This is a genomic window from Vibrio sp. ER1A (assembly GCF_000733315.1).
In the GTDB taxonomy this organism is placed as follows: Bacteria; Pseudomonadota; Gammaproteobacteria; order Enterobacterales; family Vibrionaceae; genus Vibrio; species Vibrio mediterranei.
On sequence record NZ_JPJA01000086.1, the window covers coordinates 1,252,192 to 1,277,603 of the forward strand.

23 protein-coding genes and 1 pseudogene are annotated in these 25,412 nt (G+C 43.3%); 13 read left to right on the top strand and 11 right to left on the bottom strand.

What is annotated here, in order from left to right; all coding sequences use genetic code 11:
- Nucleotides 1-4 precede the first annotated feature (4 nt).
- Genes HW45_RS12690 through HW45_RS12705 form a run of 4 tightly spaced genes read left to right on the top strand, consistent with a single transcriptional unit; the run spans nucleotide 5 to nucleotide 4,788 of the window.
- Nucleotides 5-1,291 carry an HlyD family secretion protein gene (locus HW45_RS12690; protein WP_038227241.1) on the top strand — a complete coding sequence of 429 codons (1,287 nt, stop codon included), beginning with the start codon at nucleotides 5-7 and terminating at the stop codon, nucleotides 1,289-1,291.
- Between the two features lie 2 nt (nucleotides 1,292-1,293).
- Complete coding sequence (locus tag HW45_RS12695; protein WP_038227242.1) at nucleotides 1,294-3,438, top strand: peptidase domain-containing ABC transporter; 2,145 nt, start codon at nucleotides 1,294-1,296, stop codon at nucleotides 3,436-3,438.
- Nucleotides 3,431-4,069, top strand: coding sequence for an acyltransferase (locus tag HW45_RS12700; protein WP_038227243.1), 639 nt, complete (start codon nucleotides 3,431-3,433; stop codon nucleotides 4,067-4,069). The genes HW45_RS12695 and HW45_RS12700 overlap by 8 nt, the downstream gene beginning before the upstream one ends.
- Nucleotides 4,039-4,788, top strand: a complete 750-nt coding sequence (locus HW45_RS12705) for a hypothetical protein (RefSeq protein WP_235225459.1) — start codon at nucleotides 4,039-4,041, stop codon at nucleotides 4,786-4,788. Before HW45_RS12700 ends, HW45_RS12705 begins: the two co-directional genes overlap by 31 nt.
- A gap of 64 nt (nucleotides 4,789-4,852) precedes the next feature.
- Here the strand turns inward: HW45_RS12705 and HW45_RS12710 are convergent, their stop codons facing one another.
- From HW45_RS12710 to HW45_RS12720, 3 genes are all read right to left on the bottom strand, one after another.
- Nucleotides 4,853-5,509 carry an HAD family hydrolase gene (locus HW45_RS12710; protein WP_038227245.1) on the bottom strand — a complete coding sequence of 219 codons (657 nt, stop codon included), beginning with the start codon at nucleotides 5,507-5,509 and terminating at the stop codon, nucleotides 4,853-4,855.
- 110 nt (nucleotides 5,510-5,619) lie between these two features.
- Nucleotides 5,620-6,294, bottom strand: coding sequence for a hypothetical protein (locus HW45_RS12715; protein ID WP_038227246.1), 675 nt, complete (start codon nucleotides 6,292-6,294; stop codon nucleotides 5,620-5,622).
- A 30-nt stretch (nucleotides 6,295-6,324) separates the two neighbouring features.
- Complete coding sequence (locus HW45_RS12720; RefSeq protein ID WP_051868040.1) at nucleotides 6,325-6,789, bottom strand: c-type cytochrome; 465 nt, start codon at nucleotides 6,787-6,789, stop codon at nucleotides 6,325-6,327.
- Between the two features lie 119 nt (nucleotides 6,790-6,908).
- Between HW45_RS12720 and HW45_RS12725 the strand changes: the two genes are divergently transcribed.
- The 3 genes from HW45_RS12725 to HW45_RS12735 all read left to right on the top strand — a co-directional run bounded on the left by HW45_RS12725 (nucleotide 6,909) and on the right by HW45_RS12735 (nucleotide 8,476).
- Nucleotides 6,909-7,547, top strand: coding sequence for a cytochrome b/b6 domain-containing protein (locus tag HW45_RS12725; RefSeq protein WP_038227247.1), 639 nt, complete (start codon nucleotides 6,909-6,911; stop codon nucleotides 7,545-7,547).
- Between the two features lie 2 nt (nucleotides 7,548-7,549).
- Entirely contained in the window at nucleotides 7,550-7,978 is a 429-nt protein-coding gene (locus HW45_RS12730) for a MarR family winged helix-turn-helix transcriptional regulator (protein WP_038227248.1), read from the top strand.
- Between the two features lie 207 nt (nucleotides 7,979-8,185).
- Complete coding sequence (locus HW45_RS12735; protein WP_006069292.1) at nucleotides 8,186-8,476, top strand: putative quinol monooxygenase; 291 nt, start codon at nucleotides 8,186-8,188, stop codon at nucleotides 8,474-8,476.
- 270 nt (nucleotides 8,477-8,746) lie between these two features.
- Here HW45_RS12735 and HW45_RS29585 read toward each other — a convergent pair whose 3' ends face one another.
- Together HW45_RS29585 and HW45_RS12740 are read right to left on the bottom strand one after the other, a co-directional pair.
- Entirely contained in the window at nucleotides 8,747-8,917 is a 171-nt protein-coding gene (locus HW45_RS29585; RefSeq protein ID WP_006069293.1) for a hypothetical protein, read from the bottom strand.
- Between the two features lie 202 nt (nucleotides 8,918-9,119).
- Complete coding sequence (locus HW45_RS12740; protein ID WP_038227249.1) at nucleotides 9,120-9,548, bottom strand: VOC family protein; 429 nt, start codon at nucleotides 9,546-9,548, stop codon at nucleotides 9,120-9,122.
- Between the two features lie 219 nt (nucleotides 9,549-9,767).
- On the opposite strand from HW45_RS12740, the gene HW45_RS12745 reads away from it, so the two are divergent.
- Entirely contained in the window at nucleotides 9,768-10,307 is a 540-nt protein-coding gene (locus tag HW45_RS12745) for a porin family protein (protein WP_038227784.1), read from the top strand.
- A 98-nt stretch (nucleotides 10,308-10,405) separates the two neighbouring features.
- Nucleotides 10,406-11,410, top strand: coding sequence for a LysR family transcriptional regulator (locus HW45_RS12750; protein ID WP_051868044.1), 1,005 nt, complete (start codon nucleotides 10,406-10,408; stop codon nucleotides 11,408-11,410).
- On the opposite strand, the gene HW45_RS12755 is transcribed toward HW45_RS12750, so the two are convergent.
- A complete protein-coding gene (locus HW45_RS12755) occupies nucleotides 11,385-11,984 on the bottom strand; it encodes a TetR/AcrR family transcriptional regulator (protein ID WP_171390726.1) in 600 nt (199 codons plus the stop codon). The two genes, HW45_RS12750 and HW45_RS12755, sit on opposite strands and share 26 nt — an antisense overlap.
- Nucleotides 11,985-12,093: 109 nt before the next feature.
- Between HW45_RS12755 and HW45_RS12760 the strand changes: the two genes are divergently transcribed.
- Nucleotides 12,094-13,176, top strand: a complete 1,083-nt coding sequence (locus tag HW45_RS12760; protein ID WP_038227251.1) for an efflux RND transporter periplasmic adaptor subunit — start codon at nucleotides 12,094-12,096, stop codon at nucleotides 13,174-13,176.
- Between the two features lie 8 nt (nucleotides 13,177-13,184).
- Nucleotides 13,185-16,272: pseudogene (locus HW45_RS12765) on the top strand (efflux RND transporter permease subunit).
- 79 nt (nucleotides 16,273-16,351) lie between these two features.
- Here HW45_RS12765 and norW read toward each other — a convergent pair.
- The 4 genes from norW to HW45_RS29590 form a co-directional block, all read right to left on the bottom strand.
- Nucleotides 16,352-17,494, bottom strand: a complete 1,143-nt coding sequence (gene norW, locus HW45_RS12770) for an NADH:flavorubredoxin reductase NorW (protein ID WP_038227252.1) — start codon at nucleotides 17,492-17,494, stop codon at nucleotides 16,352-16,354.
- A complete protein-coding gene (gene norV / locus HW45_RS12775; RefSeq protein WP_038227253.1) occupies nucleotides 17,491-18,948 on the bottom strand; it encodes an anaerobic nitric oxide reductase flavorubredoxin in 1,458 nt (485 codons plus the stop codon). Before norV ends, norW begins: the two co-directional genes overlap by 4 nt.
- Before the next feature lie 283 nt (nucleotides 18,949-19,231).
- Nucleotides 19,232-19,570, bottom strand: coding sequence for a DUF1971 domain-containing protein (locus HW45_RS12780; protein ID WP_038227254.1), 339 nt, complete (start codon nucleotides 19,568-19,570; stop codon nucleotides 19,232-19,234).
- A gap of 30 nt (nucleotides 19,571-19,600) precedes the next feature.
- On the bottom strand, nucleotides 19,601-19,747 hold the full coding sequence (locus tag HW45_RS29590; RefSeq protein ID WP_160171218.1) for a hypothetical protein: 147 nt from the start codon (nucleotides 19,745-19,747) through the stop codon (nucleotides 19,601-19,603).
- Between the two features lie 250 nt (nucleotides 19,748-19,997).
- On the opposite strand from HW45_RS29590, the gene norR reads away from it, so the two are divergent.
- The gene (gene norR / locus HW45_RS12785; protein ID WP_038227255.1) at nucleotides 19,998-21,551 is read left to right on the top strand and encodes a nitric oxide reductase transcriptional regulator NorR; all 1,554 of its coding nucleotides are present in this window, start codon (nucleotides 19,998-20,000) and stop codon (nucleotides 21,549-21,551) included.
- A gap of 211 nt (nucleotides 21,552-21,762) precedes the next feature.
- Nucleotides 21,763-23,247 carry a peptide MFS transporter gene (locus HW45_RS12790; RefSeq protein WP_038227256.1) on the top strand — a complete coding sequence of 495 codons (1,485 nt, stop codon included), beginning with the start codon at nucleotides 21,763-21,765 and terminating at the stop codon, nucleotides 23,245-23,247.
- 1 nt (nucleotide 23,248) lies between these two features.
- On the opposite strand, the gene HW45_RS12795 is transcribed toward HW45_RS12790, so the two are convergent.
- Nucleotides 23,249-25,288 (bottom strand): sensor domain-containing protein, encoded by a 2,040-nt coding sequence (locus HW45_RS12795; protein ID WP_235225492.1) that lies wholly within the window; start codon nucleotides 25,286-25,288, stop codon nucleotides 23,249-23,251.
- Nucleotides 25,289-25,412 lie beyond the last annotated feature (124 nt).

Below are 25,412 nucleotides of genomic sequence, written 5' to 3' on the forward strand. Positions count from 1 at the left end.
ACCCGTGATATCAAGAGCTAAACATTTATATCGGCCAGAGTATTTTGAGGCACAGAAATCAAACCATCAAGGATCTATTTTAATTGATGCATCATTGAATCAGCATCTTTTTGTGGCTGCATCTGTGTTTGTCCTGATGACCATCATTTGCTTCGTTGTTTTCGCCGAGTACACACGCAGAGACACACTGAATGGTGTGGTTAGTCCGACTGGAGGTATTGTAAAGATACAAGCTAATGATGAAGGATATGCCGAAAAGGTACTTGTTACTGAAGGTAAAAAAATACTCGCTGGGGCGCCTTTGTATGAGATCAAAACGGAGCGATATGATCAGTTTGGTCAGGGAGTAAAAAAGCGGATTGTCACTACCATTGAAAATCAAATTGCCTTGTTAAATGAACGTCGAAGTAAAGAAATAGAAAAGTCGCAACACCAACTAGAAGTCATTGATGATGAATTAATACGTTTATCTGAAGAGGCCAAAATACTAAAAGTTGTTGTTGACTTATCTGAACAAGAACTAAATCTTGCTCAAAGTTTGGTTGATAAACAACAAGTGTTAGTCAACAAGCAGTTCATCTCTTCTATTGAACTTCAGAGACAAAGACTGGAGTTAATAACACTAGAAGCTAAGGTGCAAAACCAACACCTGAGTTTACAGCGTCTGGGAAGAGAGAGAGCGAACCGGGAAGAAACAAGAGAGACACTTCAGTTAGAGCTTGAGATTGCCCTTCAGGACATAGATCGCCAGCTTCAACAAATCGTGCAAAACAAAATGGAGTACTTTTTTCAAACAGACACTCAGATTGTATCTCCGATTAACGGTGTGGTTGCGTCAATATTCGTTAAGGAAGGCCATTCAGTTAACAAAGGTCAACCACTTCTCGTACTGATCCCAGAAGGAGAAGAGCCAGTCTTTGTTGAGTTATACGCACCGAGTCGCAGCATAGGTTTTATTCAAGAAGGTCAAGATGTTCGCCTACGGTTCGATGCATTTCCTTATGAAAAGTTTGGCGTTCAACAAGGTGTTATCTCATCTATATCAAAATCTGCTGTCACCGCTGAGATGCTACCCAATAGCCCATTGATACAAAGCCAGCTTTCTCGTACTCATGGTGGAGTTGGTTTGTACCAAGTAAGAGTCAAATTAGATAAACCAACTATTACGGTTTACGGAGAGGAGCAAATGTTTGTGCCAGGGATGACGTTGACCGCAGATATTGAACTGGACACACGTAAGGTTTACGAGTGGCTGTTGGAGCCTTTGTACACCATCAAAGGGCGAATGTAATCATGCATGCAGAAGGGTTGATAGACTGGGGGTGGGGAAAGAGGCTCCCTCTGATTCGCCAAACAGAAAAGGCGGAATGCGGTATTGCATGCCTTGCGATGATTGCTGATTGGCATGGTTACAAAACTGATCTGCGATCGCTACGGGCAAAATGCGGCATTACCCAGCATGGGATGTCATTTGCACGGCTCATTGAGTGCGGTGCACTTCTTAAGCTTTCTGGTCGCGCGGTACGTTTAGATCTTGATGAACTGGAGCAATTAGCTACACCTTGCATTTTGCATTGGAATCTCAATCATTTCGTTGTGTTAAAAAAAGTGAGTGGAAGAAAAATTGAAATTCACGATCCAGCCAACGGTGCATTGAAACTGAGCCATGATGAGCTCAATAAGCACTTCACAGGAATCGCTCTTGAACTAACCCCAACCCACGACTTTGAAGAAAAAGTTGAGAGTAAAGCGGTTCGGCTATCAACTCTAATTGGTAAAACCATTGGTCTTAAAGGAGCACTAGGTCGAATTTTTGTGTTCGCATTGGTATTAGAGGTATTAGCGCTTACTTTACCTATCTTCAATCAGATTGTGATTGATGAAGTGTTGGTTGGTTATGACAAAAACCTTCTTGTACTCGTCATTGGAGCCATACTCATGGTAACAGCAACGCAAACCCTAATCGGACTCGCTCAACAATGGGCGACAATCAAGTTATCAGTGAATTTTAACATGCAGTGGGCTGCAAATGTGTTCCACCATTTGTTCCGATTACCGATAGATTGGTTTGAAAAAAGGGACATAGGAAGCATAAGTGCGAAATTCTCCGCGGTGGGTGTCATTCAACAAACGTTAACTACTAGCGCCATTCAGGCTCTACTCGATATAGTGTTAGTGGTAGGCACTCTTTCGGTTATGTTGGTTTACAGCCCTCAACTATCATTCATTGCCATCGCTGCAGCGTTAGGCTACGTAGTTCTGAGGTTTGCCTGGTTTGGCGCTTTTAAACGTGCAGAAGAAAACACTTGGGAGGCCAGTACTCAAGAAGAAAGTTATTTTATTGAGACAGTTCGCGGTGTATTGAGCTTAAGAGTCAATGGGACATTACCTTGGCGCGAGTCATCTTGGCAAAACCTCAATATTAAACGAAGAAATGCGCAGCTACACGAGCAAAAACTCGGGATGATCTACAACACAATGAATGTAACGATTGTCAGCCTTGTTTCAGCTACGGTTCTCTGGTTTGGCGCAAACTTGGTGCTGGATGGGCTGTTTACAATCGGTATGTTGATGGCCTTTCTTTCGTATCAAGGCCGATTCTCTGCCAGTATTAGTTCATTAATCGATAAGTATTTTGAATTTAAGATGTTATCTGTATACAACGAGCGTTTAGCGGATATTGTCTTGACTGAGAAAGAAACGGATAGTGTTCCTGATGCCTTAGGGTTGCCAATCGAAGCCAATAATCTAAGTAACAATGCTATTGAGTTTGACAATGTTTTCTTCTCCTACGGAAAAGATCAGCCTCCTATTCTTAACGGTGCAAGCTTTACTGTAAAAAGTAATGAGATTGTTGCGTTAGTCGGACCGTCTGGCTGTGGTAAATCAACCATTTCTAAACTGTTGTTAGGTATTTATTCCGTTACGTCAGGTAGCATTAATTATTTTGGCAATAAGTCGACAGCCTCCAAATCCCTTAGGGAGCAAGTCGGTGCGGTATTGCAAGAAGACCAACTATTTAGTGGTTCAATTATCGAGAATATAACCTTCTTCGCTGGCGATTTAGATGAGGAGTGGCTCGTTATGTGTGCTCGCAGGGCAGGTGTTCATGATGATATTGAACGCCTAAATATGGGATACCACACGCTAGTTGGCGAGATGGGCTCGAGCCTTTCTGGAGGTCAAAAACAAAGAATTCTCATTGCGAGAGCTCTGTACAAAAAACCTAAGTTTCTAGTGTTAGACGAAGCGACTAGTAGTTTAGATATCTATTCGGAGTCATTTGTCTGCCAGATGTTTAAAGATATCAAGACGCCTATTTTAATGATTGCACACCGTCCAGAGACTATAGCATCAGCAGACAGAGTATTGCTCATGGATGGTGGTCTAGTTCAAGAAATCCCGAATAATTTTAAGCAGGAAGCTCAAGATGTATAACCACGAAAGAATACTCAGCCCAGATAATCATGCTGAACTGTCTGACGTTGAGTTAATGGAACAATATGGTAAATACTTTGGTTCGGATAATTGGGTCACATTTTCTGGTTGTCCGTCGATTACATTGACCAAAGCGGGGTCGAAACGATCCAAATATTTCCCAAACAACAGCAAAGCTATCGTAATTGATTCAGGTTGTTACCTCGAATCATCCCACTTTCCAGCCTTTCCTTCTGGCATCACGAAACTGACAAGTGTTGCTGTCAACGACAGGCCTTTTGGCAAAATAGTCATTGGCAAAGGGTGCGTGCTTCAGGGCACTTCAATCTGTGCTTACGACAAAGTCTCAATAGGAAATAACGTCATTTTTGGCCCTAATACAGTGATTATGGATTGTAGCGGCCATGCACTTACAAACCGAGGTCATCCGGATGAGCTTGATAATCTAAAAGCTGAGCCTGTCACAATTGGCAACGATGTTTGGATCGGTTACGGATGTATTGTTCTTCCTGGGGTCAATATCGGTGATAACGCGATAATTGGCGCTGGTAGCTTAGTTTCAAAGGATATTCCTGCCAATTGCATGGCTGCAGGTAATCCGTGCACCGTGAAAAAAACGGAATTAAATTAATTCAAAATGGAGTTCAGGAAATGAGATTACTTTGCCTTTCGCTAGTAACACTCGCTGTATTGTCAGGTTGTAAAAGTATCCCGATTATTTTTATGCCCGATCACAATGTGTCAGTATCCGGAAGCACGCTTATATTTGACGGCCCGATATCTGGCGATAGCGTTTTGGAAGCATTAAGAGTTGTTCGAAATTCTGGAGCAAATATTGAAAAAATACGAATCACTAGCCCTGGCGGTGATGTGCCTTCGGGTATCGAACTTGGGTATTTTATCAAAGAAAATAATCTGGACGTTGAAGTTGATAAACTTTGTTTTTCTGCATGTGCAAATTATGTTATTCCAGCTGCAAAAACTGTCTTGATTAAAAAAGGTTCTCTTATTGGTTGGCACGGAGGGCCAAGACAGTCAGATGAACTTTGGCAAGCATCGGTTTCCTCTACCGATAAAGAAGAGTTAATGACGTTTATATCCCGACTACGCGAAAAAGAAGAGGTCTTTTTTGAGTACGTTGATGTTGATCCTGATATCACTGTGTACGGTCAAAATAGTTCGAAAAAATGTCAATTAACTGAGGAAACACACGGGTGGTACTACTCAAAAAGCGACTTAGCAAAAATGGGGGTCACCAATGTTGTTATTGAGGGTGAGCTAGCTTCTTCGATCGAATATCAGGGTGATACAATTAATGCTTGTTTGATGCCAGAATTCAAGTCCATATAGAATATAGAAACACTGTGAGTTGCTTCCTCGCTACTCACAGTTTTACATATAGTGGTTAGTTTGCTTAATCGACGGCATGATGGTCAACTATTGCTATCACATCCTGCACCGACCCCACGACATAATCCGCAATTAAAAACACGGGATTATTTTCAAAAGGCATAGCGATGGTGGTTAGCTGCGCAGCAACAGCGGCTTTCACACCAGTTAGGCTGTCCTCTAATGCGAATGCCTGCTCCACTGGAACATCTAAACGCTGACAAACTTCCAAATACACATCGGGAGCGGGTTTACCATTTGGTACGTCTTCTGCGCTTAACATCAAGTCAAAGCTGTCCTGTATGGCTAGTTTTTCAGTCACCGCATGAATAATTGGATAGGCAGAAGAGCTAGCTAGAGCTAGGCGAAAGTCTCTTTGTTTCAAGTCTGAAATCAGTGTCGGAATACCCTCTATCGCCTCGCCTTCCTGTTCGACAAGTGCAACTACTCTTTGCATTATCTCTGATTCCAACACCTTAGCATCCACACTCAAGTTAAACATTTGAATCCATATTGCAGCAATATCATCAAGTCGTTTTCCCATAGTGTTTTCAATGCAATCGTCAATAGTGGCGCTCGCTCCGTAATTAGCTAACACTTCAATCTGCGCCTTTCGCCAAAAAGGTTCTGATTCGATGAGTACACCATCCATATCAAACACAAAAAGTGACTTTTTCGTCATGTCTTATCCTACTTCAATCTGAATAAACTCTCTGGATAATATAAGGTTGTGCAGCCCAGTGGAATAGAAAGGTGAGCCGCAACCGATACTTGATTGCAGCACTTTGTGTTTTACAATTTGCTCATATCTAGCTTGTGACCCAGAGGCTCGACTTGCACGTCGGCGTAGCCCATTATCACCGCCTCAAATTGCTTACTCATTTCCAAAGCATGTGCGGCATCTTTAGCAAGCACCGCCACCAAATAAGTGGGTCTGACAACACCATTCTCTAAATTCTGAGTATTGATGTACGACGAGGTTACCGTGCCAACTTGATTAAGTGCTATCACTCGCTGTAAATCGATGCCCAATACTCTGTCAATTTCCAAAGGATCTATCCCAGACTTCCAAATGAAGGTGAGGCCAAAATTATTCGCTTGCGGTGTGTTGTCTAACCACTTTGAGCCCAACAGCTGAATGTGGTTTATTCTTACCAAATCTTGTTGGTACAAAGGTAAGCTTGCTAGCTGGTCACGCACCGACTGCTCGCTTTCTGCTTCCATAACGAATTTTAGTAGCTGTGTCTTCTGTCCGCCTACTTGGCTATTTTCGACAAACATATCTTTGATTTTTCCGTTATCCACCAGCTTCTTAAATGATGCTCTCTGTTCCGGCATCGTCTTAAGCACTTGTGCGATATCATCAGTGTTCCACTTTAACTCAACACCATAATCGTACGCATAAGCGGAGCCAGCACCCACAAGAAGTGCACCGATAACAAATAGAGTTTTGATTATTTTTTTCATGACGTTACCTTCTGTTTCAAATGATACTTCTTACCAACGTGAGCGATAGCTGCGGTGGCAACTTTTACACGTAGATTCCGCAGCCTTTAGCCCCTTCTCGACTTCTGCAATAGATTGATTTTGTGCCCCAAGCGCCACCTGCTGATAACCTTGTTGCATCTGTTGCATTAATCGATTGAATTTATCCGGCTTACTCCACACGCTCTCTTTCGCCTTACTTCCTTCTAGAGTCCCTAAAGCAAAGGCACCGTTTAACGCATCACTGTTAGCCACAAGTTGCTCGCTCGCTTCTAACAAAGTCTGCCAGTCGGTATCACTACCATCGAGCGTTTTTTTAACAGCCTTAGTTTGGGACTCAAGGACTGTAAAGGCTTTTTGCCGCGCGTCTATGATGTCTAATGTTGCTGAGTTCGGAGCGGAATACGCTAGAGATGAAGTACCTGTCGATAATACGAGCAAGAATACTAATTTGGTCGTTGAATGATGAGTGAACATATTTCCTCCACCTGATTTGTACATCGTTGTTGATACATTTAATTTACACAACAATTATTGCGAACGCAACAGTTGTTGTGTAAATTAATGTCAACTATTTAAGACTAAAGGATCAAATTATGCAAAAAGTTAAAGTTTGGGATCTTGCGACTCGACTCTATCACTGGATTCAAGCCCTTGTTTTTGCGGGACTAGTATTCACTGGCTTTAGTAATCAAGGGCCCCATCTTCAATTGGGGCTAGTTTTATTTACATTATTGCTTTGGCGCGTGATATGGGGTTTTATTGGTAGTGAAAGTAGCCGATTCCGTTCTTTTCTTAAGCATCCAAAAACAGTTGTCCGATATACATTCGGTAAGGCAATCTCATATGTTGGGCATAACCCGCTAGGTGCAGTCATGGTTATTGCAATGATCGGTACATTACTCATTCAATGTGTTACCGGCATGCTTTTAGCTGGAATGTTTGATGGTTTGGAGAGTATCGGCATTTTTATTCCCGAGCCTCTTTATGACATTGCAGACACCATTCACGTAGTATTCGCTGACATGTTACCAATCATGGTCGCACTGCACGTTGGAGCCATTGTTATCTACAAACTACGTGGTAAAAGTCTGCTGATGTCTATGTTCACAGGGCAGCAGATACTCAACGCAGATGTACTATCTCCTTCTTTATCGAGCAATTTTAAAGCGTTGTTAGTGCTAATCATCTCAATATTAGTTACGATGACAATAGTTGCTTTTTCAATGGTGTAAAAATGAAGACAGAATTCGAGCGCCAAACCAGCTTTGGTTGGCTACTAAATGTTGTGGCAAATCATGCATCAAAAGAGTTTGATAAGAGATTGCGAGAAAAGGGACTGACGCTCGCGTTATGGCCAACTCTAATGTGTTTGTGGGAAAAGGAAGGCGTTACTCAGCGAGAGATTGCGCAAATGTCCAAGGTAGAGAGCTCAACAACGACTAGAACACTCGACAAATTAGAAGCTCTAGAATTGGTCGAGCGACGTGCCGACCCAGAAAGTCGTCGCTCCTTCAGGATCTTTTTGACAGATAAAGGGAAAGCCCTTAAAGAGGAAGTCATTCATCTACCGGTTGAAGTTAATCAAGCGTTGCTAGCCGGGCTTGAAGAGGAAGAACAAAGAACTTTGATCGCGACATTACAGAAGCTAGTAGGGCGTATATAAATCCATTGTAGCCACTCACATCGCTTTAACTGAATTGTTGGAATGCTTGTGAGTGGCGAAGCGGTTCGACTCCAGAAACACGTCGATTATCAATAATGGTTTGATAATCTTTCAAATCTCTCATTATTTTTGTTTTATTTAAGCCAAGATAAGATGTTGTTATCCAATTACTACCAACCAAAAGATCCATTCTAACGAGGAAATACCATGGCAAAGCTGACTATTGTCGCTAACATCATTGCAAAACCTGATCAGATTGAACTTGTGAAAGCAGAGCTTCTTAAACTCATTGATATCACACGTAAAGAACAAGGTTGTATCAACTACGATCTACACCAAGATAATGAAAACCCTGCACACTTTGTATTTTACGAAAACTGGGAGTCGCGCGAGCTGTTAATGGCACATTTAGCCGCGCCACATATTGCTCAATACAAAGCAGCAACCGACGGCGCCGTTGAGAGTTTTACGCTTAACGAAATGACTCAAGTTGGCTAATTGCCACCAAACTATTGGCCAAATAGTAACGCCCTAATGACAAAAATCGCCCAAATTTGTAAGGCAAGGTATTCTAGCTTTATCCATAAATCCATAGCTTTACCGCAGTCCATTGTATGAACTTTTAAGGTAACAAGGTATGTGAGGATTGACAGTGAAGAATTCTCAGAACAATGAATACAGCGTGAAGGTTATTAATAGTGCAGTTAGATGCTGGTCATTAGGGTAACAACTAAAGTACGCCCAAACGATAGTTTGGGCGTACTTTTACTACTGTTTCTCAAAAGTTCCTGTGCTTTTGATCATCACATCTAGAAAGCCTGATGCGTTGCTTTTATCAGAACCAGAGTTTTTCATCTGGTTTTGAGCACCTTTCAATCTCGCCATCAATTCTTGACGCTGTTTTTCTACATCACTAGTGATTTCTTTTTTATCAGTCATAACAGGTTCTCTCGTGTAGCATTGATAAGAACACGTTAGTTCAAGTTTTAAACTTCAACAAATGATAGCTATTCGTAAATCTAAACCTTCATCACTTCACCTATGAACAATTAGAATCAAAAAAAGGAAATTCATTTATATCAATATATTAGCTAAGCCATCATCGAATCGCCGACATATTGATAATACTCATAGGACATTATCAAATACTATAGTCATTTCGTTCCGAACTATTGTTTGAGGAATATTCGACAAACTCAAACTGCATATTATGATCCTCCACGTAATAAGCACTACGACGATGGGGATGCTCTCCTCCCCAATGATCCAATTCATAACCTGCGATTTTTAGCCGTTCAACTGTTTCGTCAAGGTCATCTACGACGATTCCTATGTGTTTTACGCCTGTCCAATGGTTGTTCCAATCTGCTATTCGACCATCACCTCCCGATTGGACTGCGATGTAAGAGCGATCATCTCCGACATGAAACCACTCCACTTCCTTGCCATACCATTCTTCCATTTTTCCTTGACCTCTAAGGCGCCAATTTGGCAATGCAGCTAATAAAAATTCTATCGTTTTCTTAGGGTTAACTAGCGTAATGTTGGCATGTTCAATATATCCATTCATTGTATTATTCCTTCTGTTAGTGATTGAATTTCAGCGTAATTCCTCAAGTTAACTTGAGGTCAAGAATTATTTGACAGAGAGGTCATAAGCAGGAGTTATCAGACTATTAATAACTGATGATTAGTGTCTTTTTAACCAGTCATTACACTAGCCCTCATCGAAACAGAGCACGGAATGCAAACCATAAGCAGGGCTGCTTTTAACAAGAAAGGTTTAGTAATGAGGAAGTTAGTTCTTGCCACCGCTATCGCAGCAATCTCAACGGGCGCATTTGCAAATACAGATTTTAGTGGTCATCGTGTTGGTATAGGTGCTTCAAGCCTAGAATTTAGTGACTCACTGGGAAGTTGGAATTTAGGCACAGGCGTTAAAGTTGAATACGGTTATGATTTCAACCAAATCTTTGGTATCAACGTGTCTTATGCTTGGAACCAGGATGATGTTTACGTTCCATTCTACGATGAAACATTGGATTACAAAGCTCGTACCTTGAAAATTGATACCGATATTGGTTACGCCTTTGACCTTGGTCAAGGGTGGATTAAACCTTACGGTGTAGTTGGTCTTGCTTTCCTAGGTGATGAAGTCAATACATCGAACTATGGCAAAATAACGGGCAATGACTCAAGTGTCTATCTCGGTGCTGGCGTGCGTGGCCAACTTGACATGGGCTTATACGCAGATCTTCGCGTCGATTTACCAATGTACGGTGATCTTGACGCAGACTACCTATCATTTACGGTTGGTTACAAATTCTAACCTATTAAATAACAGGCAGTTAAACCACTTATACCAAGCCAATGTGATTCCACGTTGGCTTTTGACGTATTTCTAACATTGAGAGTGCTAACATTCCCATGCCATCCCAAAAGCAGAGTAATCCAGTGGCTAAAGACCGATTTGCCAATCTCGATCTTAATCTTCTTCGCGTCTTCAAGGTGCTTTACGAAGAGAAAAACATGCGTAAAGCGGCGGAACGATTGTACGTATCTCAACCAGCCGTCAGTCAATCACTACAAAAATTGCGTCATCAATTTGATGACCCGTTATTCGTTAAAGTGAAATCAGGTTTAGCACCAACACCATTTTCTGAGCAGCTATCGAGCTCGTTACTCCCTCTACTGTACGATATTGAAAATGTCATCAATGATAGCGATGTCTTTGACCCCGCTCAGCTAGACCAAGACATTACCATAGCTCTCTCTTCGAGTTTTGTTTTCTCCATTTCTGGTGAGTTGTATCGCTATTTTCGTGAACATGCTCCGGGCCTACGAATCCATATAGCATCGTGGAATGATCAAACCGTCACCGCTATCGAAAAGGGAGAAATACTATTAGGGATCAATGCTGAATTAACTGACAGCTACCCTTTCATGGAAAAGCGAACAATTGGTGATATCAACGCTTGCTTACTCGTTAGAAAAGGCCACCCGATTACTAAGAAAAAGGTAACGGTTGAGTCTATGTCGAAGTATCCATTAGCACGCCTAATCGTCAGTAACTACAGTAAATATACAAGCCCTACTGTTGAAATCTTCAAACGCTTAGGGTATCCACTTGAAGTGGGGTTTAGTTCCGAATACCCAGTTGCACTTATTGATGTTGTGCAGCAATCGGATATGTTTATGGGAACCACCAACTGCTTCCCGATACATAACTACCCAAATTTAGTTATGCTAAATCCTGACCAAATATTACCCGAAGCTCAGTATCCTGCACTGTCTTATTTTCACAGTCGCCACCAAAATAGTGCGCTGGTCAACTGGCTCAATGAGTCGATTATTCATATATTTCAGCAACGTAAAACCGAAAATGCCAATCACCACTTATCGTCGGTTAGCAACCCGCTAGAAATAGCGTGACGCATTCTTCTATGTATTGTTTGCGCTGTGCTTCAGTTTGCACTTCACTCTCGCCCAAAAACGCCCAGTAGGCGGCTTTTCCGTGGAACATCAGTAGAAGTTGCATCGCTGCATTTTCTGAATCGTTGGGAAGGGAAATCGTGCCTTTTTCATGGTGGCGTTGGAGATAATTGGCTAGAACATGAAGTGTTTTTTGAGGTCCAGATTGCAAATAGAGTGCAGATATTTGAGGGTGAGACTTCACCTGCCCCACTGCATTTCGAAACGTTTGCAGAACTTGCTCTTCCAGATGCATGTTCTGAAAACGAACACCAAACTCTACCAACGTAGGCTTGATCGGATTATCCAAACTTAACGCCGATTCATCAATCGCGCGCTGCTCACATCGATATTGAATGCAGGTTTCAAACAGCTGGTCTTTAGTTTTGAAATGAGAATAGACCGTTTGCTTTGAGACATCAGCTAGTTTAGCGATCTGATCCATGCTCACCTTGTAGCCATGTTCGCAAAACAACTCACCCGCCGCTTTTAATATCTGTAGTCTCTTCTGTTCACTTTTTTGGATCATGCTCACAATACCAGTAGCAACCTTTGGAATAACTAATTTTTAACACAATCAAACTAGACAGTCTAGTTTGATTGTGATTATTCTATGACCAATAGGTTAGGTTTATAGGATGTCTATGATGCAAACAAAGCAATTACTAACAAAAGCATCAGCACTAGCAATTCTGATTTTGCTACAAGGTTGTCAAAAATCAGAGCAACCAGAGGTAGAGGCGGTCGAGCCTTTGACTGTCTCCACCACTAAAATTACGTTAAGCCCTTCATACAAGGTTCAAAGGGAATACGTTGGTACGGTGAAAGCAGGTCAACAAGCTAATCTCGGCTTTGAGCTATCTGGCAAAGTGGATGCGTTATTTGTCGATGTGGGTGATGTCGTAGAAAAAGGCGCACCACTCATTAGACTCGATACGGATTTATTGGTCACCGAAGCTAACCAGTTGAGGGCACAAAATAATGAAGTGCGAGCCCAGCTAAAACTGGTTGAAGCCAATCTAAAACGTCAACAGTCTCTTAAGTCGAAAGGCTTCAGTGCAGAGGCTGAAATCGATGCCCTCACAAGCCAAGAAGGTGTATTGCAAGCCAATCTTGTGAGGCTACAAGCCGCGTGGAACGCAAATAAGCTAAAACAAGAAAAGTCGACCATCCTTGCCCCATATTCAGGCGTTATAGCCAAACGACATGTCTCTCTTGGAGATGTTGTCAACGTCGGCACACCAACCTTAGTACTGCTCGCCAGTGCCGGTAAAGAAGCATTTATCGGTATTCCAGCTCAACAGCTTGAACGCGTCACCCAACTGACTTCTCCTGATGTGCGAGTCTCTAACGCTCATTATGGCGTCACACTTCTTAACCCAGGTGCGATGGTAGACACCAAATCACGCAGCGTGTCACTACGCTATCAGTTTCCTGAAGATGCTCATGTTTTGGAGGGAGAACTGGCCTATTTGGCCTTCGAACAATCGATTGACGAACCAGGTTACTGGGTTCCACTCACCGCACTTATCGATGGCTTGCGAGGAGTGTGGAATGTTTATGTTATAGGCGCCGATAGTAAAGTAGAACGTCGCAGTGTGAACGTCTTATACGCTGATAGCCAACGTGCCTTTATCAATGGTTCACTTGCCAATGGCGAGTCTATCATTGCCAGTGGCCTGCACCGTGTTGTTCCGGGGCAACCCGTACAAATAAGCGCTCAATAGGTGGTGATATGAAAGCAGTTCAAATCATTACCAATACTCGGTTACTCATTTTAATGACCGCTCTGTTGATCGTAAGTGGTCTCGCCGCATTTTCGTCATTACCAAGAGCAGAAGATCCCATTATCACGAATCGTTTTGCCAATGTAACGACAAGCTTTCCGGGCGCGAGTGCCGAGCGAGTCGAAACCTTGGTTACTGAGGTAGTGGAAAACAAACTTAGGGAGCTTAGTGAAGTCAAACTACTAAGTTCAACATCTAGGCCAGGCATCTCTATTGTCACAATAGAGCTGAAGGATGAGATTACGGAGCCAGAGCCAGTCTGGTCCAAAGCAAGAGATAAACTGTCCGACATCACCCCTGTTTTGCCAACCGGTTCAGGCACCCCTGATTTAGACAGTGACCACACCTATGCCTTTACCATCATTTCCGCGCTAACTTGGGACGGCCCTGGTGAAACCGATATTCTAACATTAGGACGTTATGCTAAAGAATTAGCTAAAAGACTCAGAACATTATCAGGCACGGAGTTTGTTGATGAATACGGCATGCCAAAAGAAGAGATTCAAGTTAACCTTCGGACTGCTGACACCGCGGCGTTTGGCCGCTCAAGTATCAACATCGGTGATAGTCTAACAGGCGCAGATGCGAAAAACTCTGCCGGTCAGCCATTTCGCGCGCTTTGGGCTGGAAATTGAGTCAGAATTGGATTCGATCGAGCGAATTAAACAAGTGCCTTTGATCGTAGACGATAACGGTCATATTATTCGACTCGAAGATGTTGCCAGCGTCACTCGCAGCGCTAAGACACCTGAAAGTGAAATGGCACTCATTGATGGTGAACCCGGTGTTATTGTTGCAGCTCGAATGGTGCCTGAGTTACGTGTTGATCAATGGACCGCTAGAGCAATGAAGGTCATTGAACGTTTTCAGCAGGATTTACCCAGCAATATCAAGGTTAACATTCTCTTTGATCAACAAGGATACACGACGACACGTTTGGTCGATCTAGGGCAAAGCTTGCTTATCGGTTTTAGTCTGATTCTGATTGTACTCTTTGTGACTTTGGGCGTGAGAGCGGCTGTGCTAGTTGCTATTGCGCTGCCCCTGACTTCGATGTTTACCCTGTCATTAATGAAAATGACAGGGATCCCCATAAACCAAATGTCGGTGACAGGACTTATCGTCGCATTGGGAATCATGGTGGACAATGCTGTGGTCATGGTGGACACCATCCAAAGCTATCGATTAAAAGGTCAGGCTCGGTTAGAGGCGACCATCAATGCACTGTCACATCTATGGGTGCCATTGTTAGGTTCAACACTCACCACAATTCTCGCCTTTGCTCCAATTATTCTGATGCCCGGCGCTACTGGAGAGTTTGTAGGCGCGATTGCGATCACCGTGTCCTTTTCTTTAGTGGGTTCTTATATCCTTTCGCACACCGTCATTGCCGGGTTCGCTACTATGCTATTGCCTAGCCACTCGTCGGGAGACCATTGGTACAATACAGGGCTTCGCATTCCCGCTTTGACCCATGCTTTTGCTCGTTCAGTAAAACTGGCGATCAAACACCCTGCTATTTCTTTGCTGCTTGTTTTAGCCGTTCCCATTACTGGCTATTGGAGTATTTCTCAACTGACTGAACAGTTTTTTCCACCTTCGGATCGAGACATGTTTGAGGTACAAGTATTTTTACCTCCACAAGCCAGTATTTATGCGACTGAGGCGTCTACGGAGCTTGTGGACGACATCATTCGTTCCTATGAAGGTGTAGAGCGAGTCGATTGGTTAGTTGGCGCTAACTTCCCATCGTTCTACTACAATTTACAAGCCACACAAAACAACGCGCCGTACTTCTCACAAGCCATGGTTAAAATGGATTCATTCCAAACCGCTAATAAAGTCATTCCAGAGCTTCAGGAGAGGTTAAACAGAGAAATCCCTTCCGCTCAAATTTTGGTGAGAAAACTAGAACAAGGTCCTCCGTTTAAAGCACCAATAGAGTTACGAGTCTATGGTGAGAATCTCGATACGCTCAAATCTATAGGGGAGGATATCCGTCTCATTCTTGCCAATACGCCTCATGTCACACACACCAGAGAAACCCTGCAACCCGGTACACCAAAAGTTTGGTTAAAAGTGGATGAAGATACTGCCAAGCTCAATGGCATTACGCTCAACCAGTTTGCCAACATGTTGCAAGCGACGTTAGTCGGGCGAGAAACCGGTTCGGTCACAGAAGGCAGCGAGTCTATTCCTATTCGTGTACGTGTTGCTAATGAAGAGCGCGAAAACCTATCGCACCTTGGCAACTTACGTCTGCCTATTTCTTCCGATACGTATACCACAGGTGTCAGCGTATCGACACTGGCCGACCTTGAACTCACCACCAGCCGTGGCGCTATTACCAGACGCAATGGCGAGCGCGTTAATACCATTGAGGGCTATATCCAAGCGGGAGTGCTACCACAAACGGTACTTAATGAGTTCCAACAACGTTTGTCCCAATATACCTTACCAGCGGGTTATCATATCGATTTTGGTGGTGAGTCCGCAGAACGAGACCGCTCTGTAAGTCTGCTCATTTCGAATATTTCGGTTGTGGTGGTCTTGATGATTTTGGTCGTCGTCATGTCGTTCAATTCGTTTAGGTTAAGTACGATCATCTTTATGGTGGCGGGGTTAGCCGGAGGACTAGGGCTGCTCTCTGTGTGGATATTCAACTATCCATTTGGCTTTACCGTCATCATAGCGATGCTTGGCATCATGGGGCTAGCTATCAACGCGGCTATCGTAATTTTGGCGGAATTGAGATTAGATGAGAAAGCATCGTCAGGCGACATCGATGCTTCCGTCGATGCAGTGATGGCATGTACTCGCCATATTACCTCAACCACTATCACTACCGTTGGCGGATTTATGCCTTTGATTATCGCAGGAGGAGGCTTCTGGCCACCGTTCGCGGTGGCTATCGCAGGTGGTACCGTCCTCACGACATTGATCTCTTTTTACTTTGTTCCTGTTGTTTATCGAATGATGGTTAAACCTCGCAAGCAAAGAAGCCTTAATCAAAAAGCAAAACAACAGGCGCTTTAGGCAGTGCTAAAGGAAACAAAAAACACTCACCTCAGAGACTGGGGTAAGTGTTGTTTTCTCTTAACAGCGGTCGTGAGTACTAGACCAACTCTCTTAATAATTTGAACGACTCAGGTGCTCGGCCTCGTGTTGCGATAAAACCTATCATGTCATCGTTGTCATTAAATGCGGTAGCTAAAATACCATTAGTACTAGCGTCGTAATTCCAGCGAGTAACCTGTTTATCATTGACAACGCCAGCAAGCTGAATTGGGTAGTTTGGCGTTTTTACCTTAGTCAGCATGGTTGGTAATGTCAGCTTTGTGGCGTCTCCCGTCAACGTTTTAGCAAGAGCACTCGCACTCATCACGATAGGTTGTAAAAACGCCCTTACTTCTCCTTGAATTTCAGCACAGTCACCTAGGGCGAAAATATTGGCAGTGGACGTACAAAGGTAATCATCAACGGTAATACCCTTGTTAACTTCCAGTCCCATGTTTTTCGCTAATACCGTGTTGGCCCGAAGGCCAGCACACACGAGTATTTCATCGACCATCAACTCTTGACCTTGATTCAAAGTAACAAGTTTTGCTTCTGGACCTTCATCAATATGAGTCACAAACGCATCGGTGATAACCTTAATGCTTTCTTGTTGCAATGCCTGCTTGAGTTTCAATTCGATGTAGTCAGGTAATTGGTTCTGCATTAGTCTTGTAGCAGGTTCAACTAAGAAAACCTGCTTTCCAACACTCGCAAGATCTAGTGCCACTTCGACGCCAATTAACCCACCACCCAGTACTAATACACGAGATGCGTTTCGCCAACGTGTTTGATTTTTCTCATAGTCAATTAACGAATTATGAGTAAGGAAATCTTGGGATGCAGAGCCTTCAATGACTGGAATAAAGGGACTCGCTCCCGTCGCTAAGACCAGTTTTGCAAAGCCCAGCGTTTCACCCTCCACTTCAAGAGTCTGCAGCTGAGGGTCTACATGCTCGACCCAAGTGTTGGTATATAGCGCAATACCATACTCTTGTGCGAACGGTTCTGCCCGCTTAGTGATGACCTGTTCAGCGGTTTGCATTTTGGTGAATACATGACTTAAATCTGGCTTGTTGTAGTCATGTCCATCATCACCCGTCACTACAGCCACTGAGACTGAGTTGTTGATACGCCGCAATGACTTAACCAATTGATAGGCAGCGAAGCCGCTCCCTATAATGACAATGTCAAAATGCTTCATGCAACCCCCTCTTTAGTGTGAGGCGCAAATACGTCTTTCCCTAGGTTACATTCTGGACACAAGAAATAGTCAGGCACATCGTCCCAAGCCGTCCCTGGTTCAACACCTTGATTCGGTTCTCCTTGAATAGGGTCATATACCCAGTTACACACCGTACAGATCATGCACTGGCAGTCGGAATCATGGGGTAACTCGGACGTAGGTTTACCTTCATCGCTCGACACCGTATTAAATTCAATAGGAGTCACATTGAGATCGCTCAATGCCCACTGCTTGGCAATTTTTTGTCCATAGGCTTTGCACTCTCTTATTGCTTTGCCATCGGGACGCCATTTAGTTTTAATACTCTCGGTTGTTTCAAAGCCTGCGTCTGTCAAGCGTGTATGAATACGGTCAACAGCACCACCGTTCCAACCATAACTACCAAACGCAGCTGCTTTCTTTTCTTTGAACCTTAGACCGGTTATCTCTTCTAGCATGCCCGCAATTTTCGGCATCATCACATTATTCATGGTCGACGATCCTACGAGTACACCTTTCGAACGGAACACATTCGCTAGTATTTCATTCTTGTCTTGGCGCGAGACATTGAAGACTTTCACTGCGACGCCTGGATCCACATCGTGAATGCCTTGTGCGATGGCATCAGCCATCATTCGAGTGTTATTCGACATGGTGTCGTAGAAGATAGTGATGCGATCTTCTTGGTAGTTATCCGCCCACTGCAAATACTTCTCGATAATTTGAACAGGGTTATCACGCCAGACAATACCGTGAGAGGTTGCAATCATCTCCACAGGAAGATTAAAACTCAGCACTTCTTTGATTTTCGCCGTCACTAATGCGCTGAATGGCGTTAAGATATTTGAGTAGTAACGAAGGCACTGCTCAAACAGTTCCGCTTGGTCCACTTCATCATTGAATAGGCGTTCATCACAATAATGCTGACCAAACGCATCATTACTAAACAGCACCGCATCTCCGGTTAAATACGTCATCATACTGTCCGGCCAATGCAACATTGGCGCTTCGACAAAGACAAGTTGTTTGCCATTGCCAATATCAATAGAGTCTCCTGTCTTGACCGTTTTAAAATTCCACTCAGGGTGATGATGATGACCTACAATAGAGTCTATGGCGGCTTCTGTGCAGTAAATTGGCGTATTAGGGATTTTTTCCATCAACGCTGCAAGGGCACCGGAGTGATCTTCCTCTGCATGATTGATGACGATGAAGTCGATAGAGTGCAATTCGATCTCCATCTCTAAGTTTTGTAAAAACTGATAACTGAATCTATGGTCAACAGTGTCAATCAATACTGTCTTTTCTTCACGAATAAGGTAACTGTTGTAGCTCGTCCCTTTTGTCATTTTGTATTCTGTACCATGGAAGTCTTGAACCTCCCAATCGCGTTGTCCTACCCAATGAATATTGTTTTTTACGTGAATTGTCATGTTACTACCTTATACATAATCAACGTGGCATTTAATCTATCTCTTCTATTGCATTGAGCGTGCCAACCTCTCATATAAACATATCGCATTGTATTTAAAGAATATTAATTCTACTTGGCATGTAAAAATTATCTTTATGACAATACCTCATAGTAATCATTAAGACTAAATATTGTTTATATGACAAAATACAAGATAGAAAAAAGGCTCCTGTATGAGGAGCCAAGATGGCCTGGAGGCCTAATTCATTGATTTTTCGATCATCGCGTTTCGTGCATGATGATTACGACTTAGCGTGGAACATTGTTTGGCCTTGCTTATCACTCTCAGACCAGAAATTAATATTAAACTGAGCATCGTCACTTATTTCGATGCGATGCCAGTATTGTGGGGGGCTGGTAGCAAATTGTCCTGCATGAATGACAACTTTTATTTCTGGCTCTACCGCATTTTCATCCGCAAACCCATAGTACGTGACAATGCCTTCCATAACACATATCTGTCCAAACACACCCTTTGCAGTATTGTGATGGGTGAGTAACGCCTGTGGCACAGTGTCTGAGGTGAAAAATGGGGTGGAACGTTGAATGGTCCAATGTGAAGGAATTCTTAAATGGCTCATGGAAATCTCCAATACTTTTTATCTGTGAAATTAGAATGTTAGATAACGTGATACTAGTGTACCTAGCCACGACGATGTTCGGTTTGAAACAACTCTTGGTGTGACTTCAAGACTGGCAATTTGATACCACTCTGCATTAGCCTCTTGCAAAGGACTGTCTAAGTGTAATTGTGTCATAACGACCTCACCTCTAAGCTTAAATAATAATGATTATCTTTACCAATATTAAGCATATCGCGTGCCATGGAGACAGAAACAAGCACTATTTGTGCTAACTACCTGAATAAATTTATGAATAAGGCTTATCAGATAACTAAACTCTCGTCTTTCATATCTTATTTTGTTTATTTGATAATACTCAAACTTAGTCATTATGATAAATAATTTGTTATAGTGACAAAATTAGCACTGGTAATGGAGCTTCGTTATGAGCCAATTTCGTTCGGCATGGTTGCAGATTGCCCTAGACATCACATCCGGTATTTCAGAACAAGATCGCTTTGATCGTTTACTTTCCACCATTCGCCAAGTTCTTCAGTGTGACGCAGCGGCACTACTGAAGTTTGATGGCAAGTCGTTTGTTCCCTTGGCTACTGATGGACTGAGCGCGGATGTATTAGGCCGCCGTTTTGAAATAGACAATCATCCTCGATTTGAAGCAATTGCGAGAGCGGGAGACATTGTTCGTTTCCCAGCAGACAGTGATCTCGCCGATCCCTATGACGGACTTATCCCAAACCATGAAGGCAATCTAGAAGTTCATTCTTGTGTCGGTCTCCCACTTTTACTACAAGATAATCTCATCGGGGCGATCACCATTGATGCTTTCAATCCAACTCAATTTGATACGACCGCAGACAAAGATCTCCGGATACTAAGTGCCTTAGCTGCCAACAGTCTTCATACCGCTTTGTTAGTAGAAAAGCTCGAGCGTTCTGGAGGAATTTCAGAGTCCTCCAGCTCGACTAAACTGGCCCGTCAGGATGCAGCAGATATTATTGGTCAGTCACGACCTATGGGCGCATTAAAACAAGAGATTTCAGCGGTTGCGGATACCGATCTGTCGGTGCTGATTATTGGAGAAACAGGAACAGGTAAGGAGTTGGTAGCACAGTCTATCTATTCACAATCCTCTCGCAAGGACGAAGCTTTGGTTTATCTCAACTGTGCTGCACTGCCAGAGTCCGTCGCAGAAAGTGAGCTATTTGGGCACATCAAAGGCTCATTTACCGGCGCTATCAGCAATCGCAAGGGCAAGTTTGAGTTGGCTAACAAGGGAACGTTGTTTTTGGATGAAATTGGTGAGCTGTCTCTCGGATTGCAAGCGAAGCTATTACGAGCGTTGCAATACGGGGATATTCAAAGAGTCGGTGACGATCGAAATATCAAAGTAGATGTCAGAATCATTGCCGCTACTAACCGTGTCATGCACGAAGAAGTGAAAGCAGGCCGCTTTCGAGCAGACCTTTACCATCGACTCAGCGTTTTCCCTATCTTTGTCCCTCCACTGAAAGAGCGCGAGGGGGATATCGTTCTATTATCTGGTTTTTTCGCCGAGCGATGCCAACACAAGCTAAAGGTATCTAGCATCAGTCTGAGCGATGGGGCAATTTCCAAATTACAGGCGTACGACTGGCCAGGGAATGTGCAGGAACTTGAACATGCTATTAACCGAGGTGCTGTCATTGCTAAAGCACAAAGTACCTCGTCGCATGTTTCTCTATTAGCGCAACACATCACACTAGATGTTCAATCAGAACAGCACCAGCCTGAGGCGGAGCCGCAGTTCACTTCTTCCGGCCATACAACACGTACATGGAGCACATCCGCCTCGCTCAAAGATGCTGTCGATGAGTTCCAAACTCAATATGTCCAAAAAGCCTTTTTGGATAATAATCAGAATCTAAGCGCTACGGCAAAACAGTTAAGCGTTAACCCGGGAAATCTGCATCGTTTAATGAAGCGTCTTAATCTGAAATAGACTCAATTTATAGGCATCATCAAGGGCATCATCGTATGCCCTTTTCTTTTGCCTACAAGGTATTCGATAACAATTTCTCACCCGAAAGATTAGAAAATGTCGTGTGTAAAAGCCACACAATAGGAGTAGAGATCAGCATGTAACAAATTTTGTCTGTTAACATTTATCTGGATATTTAAACCACTTCCTAATAAATACTAAGGATAAAATTATGTGGAATAAACTAAACAAATCCATGATGTTCTGCCAAATGATGTTTGGCCTTTCATTTTATGGGGTGATGGTCATTCTCACGAGGTTTTTTCTAGAAAATCTCGATTACAGTGAAGCGGACACTATGATGGTGGTGGGTGCGTTTTCATCAATCGGTCCTCTATTCGCTATCGCAGGTGGCTTTATTGCCGACAAATTCTTAGGCGCGTACCGCTCATTGACGATTGCTTATTTCGGATTTACCTGTGGTTACGTGTTGCTTGTCATTGGTGCATCTACTGTTAACATCCCTTTAAGTCTAGCTGGTATTGCTTTAGCGAGTTATGGACGTGGCTTAATGTCCCCTTCTTATCCTAGCCTTTACAAGCGTACGTTCAAAAGCCAAGAAGACTTCGAAAACGGATACCCGGTTAACTACTCAGTAAACAACATCGGTGCTTTGCTAGGCCAATACCTATTCCCAATGTTCGTGCTCGTTATTGGTTTTTATGGCAGTTTCATGCTTTCTGGTATCTTGGCGTTCGCGGCGCTATTCACGTTGATGACGTTCCGTAAACAACTTCAGAGCGTCGGCGCAGATATCGACCAAGCATCTGTCTCTAACGCAAACTGGATTAAATTCGGTATTACTTCTATCGCCATGGTTGGAATGGTGTTCTTTATGTTCTCTAATATGGACATCGGCAAGAACATTGTTTATGCCATTGGTTTGGCGGCAATCGGCTATTTCATTTCTCTGATGTTCAAAGCAGAAAAAGCGGACGCGCTGCGTATGGGCACCATTTTAATCGTAACGGTTCTGACTACTGCATTCTTTGTCTACTACGGCCAAATGATGACATCGATGACCATGGTAACCATCAATACTATGCGTGGTGACCTGTTCGGTATCATTCCAATCGCACCAGAAGCATCAATGTCAATGAACCCATTATGGTGTATTGTTGCAGGCCCAGTGATTGCAGCAACCTTTTCAAGCTTAGAGAAACGTAACATCCATTTCACCACAGCAACCAAAATTGGTTTTTCTTTCATTCTGACTGCCATTGCGTTCGGTATTTTGGCGCTAGCCGTGAAAAACATCGGCGAGAGTGTCATCATTCGACCTGAAATTTTCTTAGTTATCCACTTCTTCCAAGCCTTTGCAGAAGTGATTGTCGGTTCACTGGTTGTGGCATTTATTCTGTCTGTAGCACCGAAACATATTGAGAACTTCTCCGTGAGTTTATTCTCAGTGGCGATTGCACTATCTGGGATTGTGGGCGCAGTGTTCTCAACCTCTATCGCAGCGGAAAAAGGCCAAGAAATTACTCAAGAGTTTGTTAAGACAGTATATGGCGACTACTTCTCACTACTTACTGTACTCGCGGTAGTGATGGTTGCAGTAGCATTCACTGCATCCATTGCTATTCGTAAGATGCTAGCCGCTGCTGATAAACACCAGCCTCAAAACGAAGCAGAGCTTACCGAAGCTGAAAGCTAAATCAAACAAACAGCGTAGCTAATTGGTCAGCGGTTACTGGTTTACTAAACACGTAGCCCTGACCATATTCACAACCATGAGAGCGCAAGTATTCAACTTGGTCTCCATTCTCAACACCTTCTGCCACGATCTTTAGAGAAAGCGTTTCTCCCATGACAATGATCGCCTGCACGATAGCGTTACTGTCATTTTCATCAGGAACATCGCAAATAAACGAACGATCGATCTTTAGTTTGCTGATCGGTAATCCTTTTAAATACGACAACGACGAATACCCGGTCCCAAAATCATCAAGCGAAATCTCAATCCCCAATTCTCTGATTTGATTCAGAGTATCAACCGCAAGTTGATGATCAATAAGTAAAAAACTTTCGGTGATTTCAATCTCTAATCGTTCAGCTGGAAAGTTGGTGTCTAACAGCTTTTGTTTGAGCTTGGTGACAAAGTTAGGATGTTGTAGCTGTAACCCAGAGACATTAACCGCAATTTTGCCGAACTCGATACCCTGATCGAGCCAACGACGTCCTTGTTCACACGCTTCACGAATTACCCAGGCACCAATTCGCTGTATTAGCCCCGTTTTCTCCGCAATGGGGATAAATTGAGCAGGTGCAATCACTCCCAATTCAGGATGATTCCAACGCAACAGAGCCTCTACGCCTATCAGTGTGTTATTGGTTAGATCATATTGAGGTTGATAAACAAGAGACAATTGTTGCTTCTCAACTGCATCATGCAGCGCAGACTGCACACGTACATGAAGAACCGAGCTGTAAGTTAAGTCTGGAGAATAAAACGCGTAGCCATTGCGACCGTTTTTCTTCGCTAAATACATGGCAGTGTCCGCGTTTTTGAGTAAGGTTTCGCTGTTGTGACCATCTTGCGGGTACAATGCCACACCAATGCTCCCGGACACTCGTAGCGACTCTTGCGAATCTAACTCAAAAGGGCGATTAAACACACCAAGAGTTTCATCGATTGTGTCCAGCAACTGCGCTTCGCTGTCATAATCAGTCAGAATAATCACAAACTCATCACCGCCAATACGTCCGATGCTAGCTCTGTGATGAAGAACATCCGCCAATCTATCTGCTACTTGCGACAATAATCTATCGCCATATAAGTGCCCCTTACTATCGTTAATGTGCTTAAAGTGGTCCAAGTCTAAAAACAGTGTTGCAAATTGCTCGCTATGGCGCTGACCACCTTCAATGCTCTGCTCTAATATACTTGTTAGATGAGAACGATTCGGTAAATTGGTAAGAGGGTCGAAGAATGCCATTTTGCGCAGTTTCTCTTCATGCGCTTTTTGCTTCGAGATGTCCTCAAATACACAAATGTAATGCAAAAGCGAATTGCCATCGTCATTGATAGTGCTGATCGTCGCCATTTGAGGATAAATGCTGCCGTCTTTTTTGCGGTTAATAAACTCGCCTTTCCAAAGACCCGTTTCTGAGAGTTGTTGCCAGAGGTTTTGGTAGAATTGAGCGTCGTGATGGCCCGACTGTAGGAATCTGGGGTTTTTACCGATCACTTCAATAGCTTGATAACCCGTAACTTCTGAGAAAGCGCTGTTTACGTCCAAAATCTTGCCATTTTGGTCGGTAATCATCATACCTTCTTGAAAGTTATTGAATATTTCAGATGTGATCGACAGTCTGACTTCGACTTGTTTCCGGCGGGTGACGTTTCTCGTCATGCCAATAACACCAATGAGCTCGCCATCTGGTTGCTGAATTGGTGACTTGATGGTTTCTAGCCAGACATCATGCCCATATGCGTCCCGACTGGCGCACTCTTCCACCGTCTCTTGGACGCCAGAGTCTATGACCCTGTCGTCGGCTTTTTGGTAATGCTCTGAGCGGCTTTTCGCGAAAAGATCAAAATCAGTCTTACCGAAAATGTCCGAGCGTGGCATATTCCACGCGGATTCTACGCTCTTATTGACAGCGATGTACTTCCTATCCGCATCTTTCACCCAAACATGATCGTCTAAAGCATCGATAAATTGTTGCAGGGTTGGGATTTGTTTTGAAGACATGATGATATAACTCGAACCAAACGTAATGAAGTCGCCACCCAGATGACGTTTCAACACATCGTACTAAATACTGAACGAGTTTTATAGCAATCCGCTGTCTAATTAACCGAAATGTGCACACGGT

Excerpts from the sequence above, each read along its gene's own strand:
- HW45_RS12760 (WP_038227251.1), top strand. The coding sequence starts at position 12,094 with ATGATGCAAACAAAGCAATTACTAACAAAAGCATCAGCACTAGCAATT.
- HW45_RS12790 (WP_038227256.1), top strand. The coding sequence starts at position 21,763 with ATGTGGAATAAACTAAACAAATCCATGATGTTCTGCCAAATGATGTTT.
- HW45_RS12780 (WP_038227254.1), bottom strand. The coding sequence starts at position 19,570 with ATGAGCCATTTAAGAATTCCTTCACATTGGACCATTCAACGTTCCACC.
- norR (WP_038227255.1), top strand. The coding sequence starts at position 19,998 with ATGAGCCAATTTCGTTCGGCATGGTTGCAGATTGCCCTAGACATCACA.
- HW45_RS12750 (WP_051868044.1), top strand. The coding sequence starts at position 10,406 with ATGCCATCCCAAAAGCAGAGTAATCCAGTGGCTAAAGACCGATTTGCC.
- HW45_RS12745 (WP_038227784.1), top strand. The coding sequence starts at position 9,768 with ATGAGGAAGTTAGTTCTTGCCACCGCTATCGCAGCAATCTCAACGGGC.
- HW45_RS12740 (WP_038227249.1), bottom strand. The coding sequence starts at position 9,548 with ATGAATGGATATATTGAACATGCCAACATTACGCTAGTTAACCCTAAG.
- HW45_RS29590 (WP_160171218.1), bottom strand. The coding sequence starts at position 19,747 with ATGACACAATTACACTTAGACAGTCCTTTGCAAGAGGCTAATGCAGAG.
- HW45_RS12735 (WP_006069292.1), top strand. The coding sequence starts at position 8,186 with ATGGCAAAGCTGACTATTGTCGCTAACATCATTGCAAAACCTGATCAG.
- HW45_RS12795 (WP_235225492.1), bottom strand. The coding sequence starts at position 25,288 with ATGTCTTCAAAACAAATCCCAACCCTGCAACAATTTATCGATGCTTTA.
- HW45_RS12715 (WP_038227246.1), bottom strand. The coding sequence starts at position 6,294 with ATGAAAAAAATAATCAAAACTCTATTTGTTATCGGTGCACTTCTTGTG.
- HW45_RS12700 (WP_038227243.1), top strand. The coding sequence starts at position 3,431 with ATGTATAACCACGAAAGAATACTCAGCCCAGATAATCATGCTGAACTG.
- norV (WP_038227253.1), bottom strand. The coding sequence starts at position 18,948 with ATGACAATTCACGTAAAAAACAATATTCATTGGGTAGGACAACGCGAT.
- HW45_RS12725 (WP_038227247.1), top strand. The coding sequence starts at position 6,909 with ATGCAAAAAGTTAAAGTTTGGGATCTTGCGACTCGACTCTATCACTGG.
- HW45_RS12730 (WP_038227248.1), top strand. The coding sequence starts at position 7,550 with ATGAAGACAGAATTCGAGCGCCAAACCAGCTTTGGTTGGCTACTAAAT.
- HW45_RS12695 (WP_038227242.1), top strand. The coding sequence starts at position 1,294 with ATGCATGCAGAAGGGTTGATAGACTGGGGGTGGGGAAAGAGGCTCCCT.
- HW45_RS12710 (WP_038227245.1), bottom strand. The coding sequence starts at position 5,509 with ATGACGAAAAAGTCACTTTTTGTGTTTGATATGGATGGTGTACTCATC.
- HW45_RS29585 (WP_006069293.1), bottom strand. The coding sequence starts at position 8,917 with ATGACTGATAAAAAAGAAATCACTAGTGATGTAGAAAAACAGCGTCAA.
- norW (WP_038227252.1), bottom strand. The coding sequence starts at position 17,494 with ATGAAGCATTTTGACATTGTCATTATAGGGAGCGGCTTCGCTGCCTAT.
- HW45_RS12720 (WP_051868040.1), bottom strand. The coding sequence starts at position 6,789 with ATGTTCACTCATCATTCAACGACCAAATTAGTATTCTTGCTCGTATTA.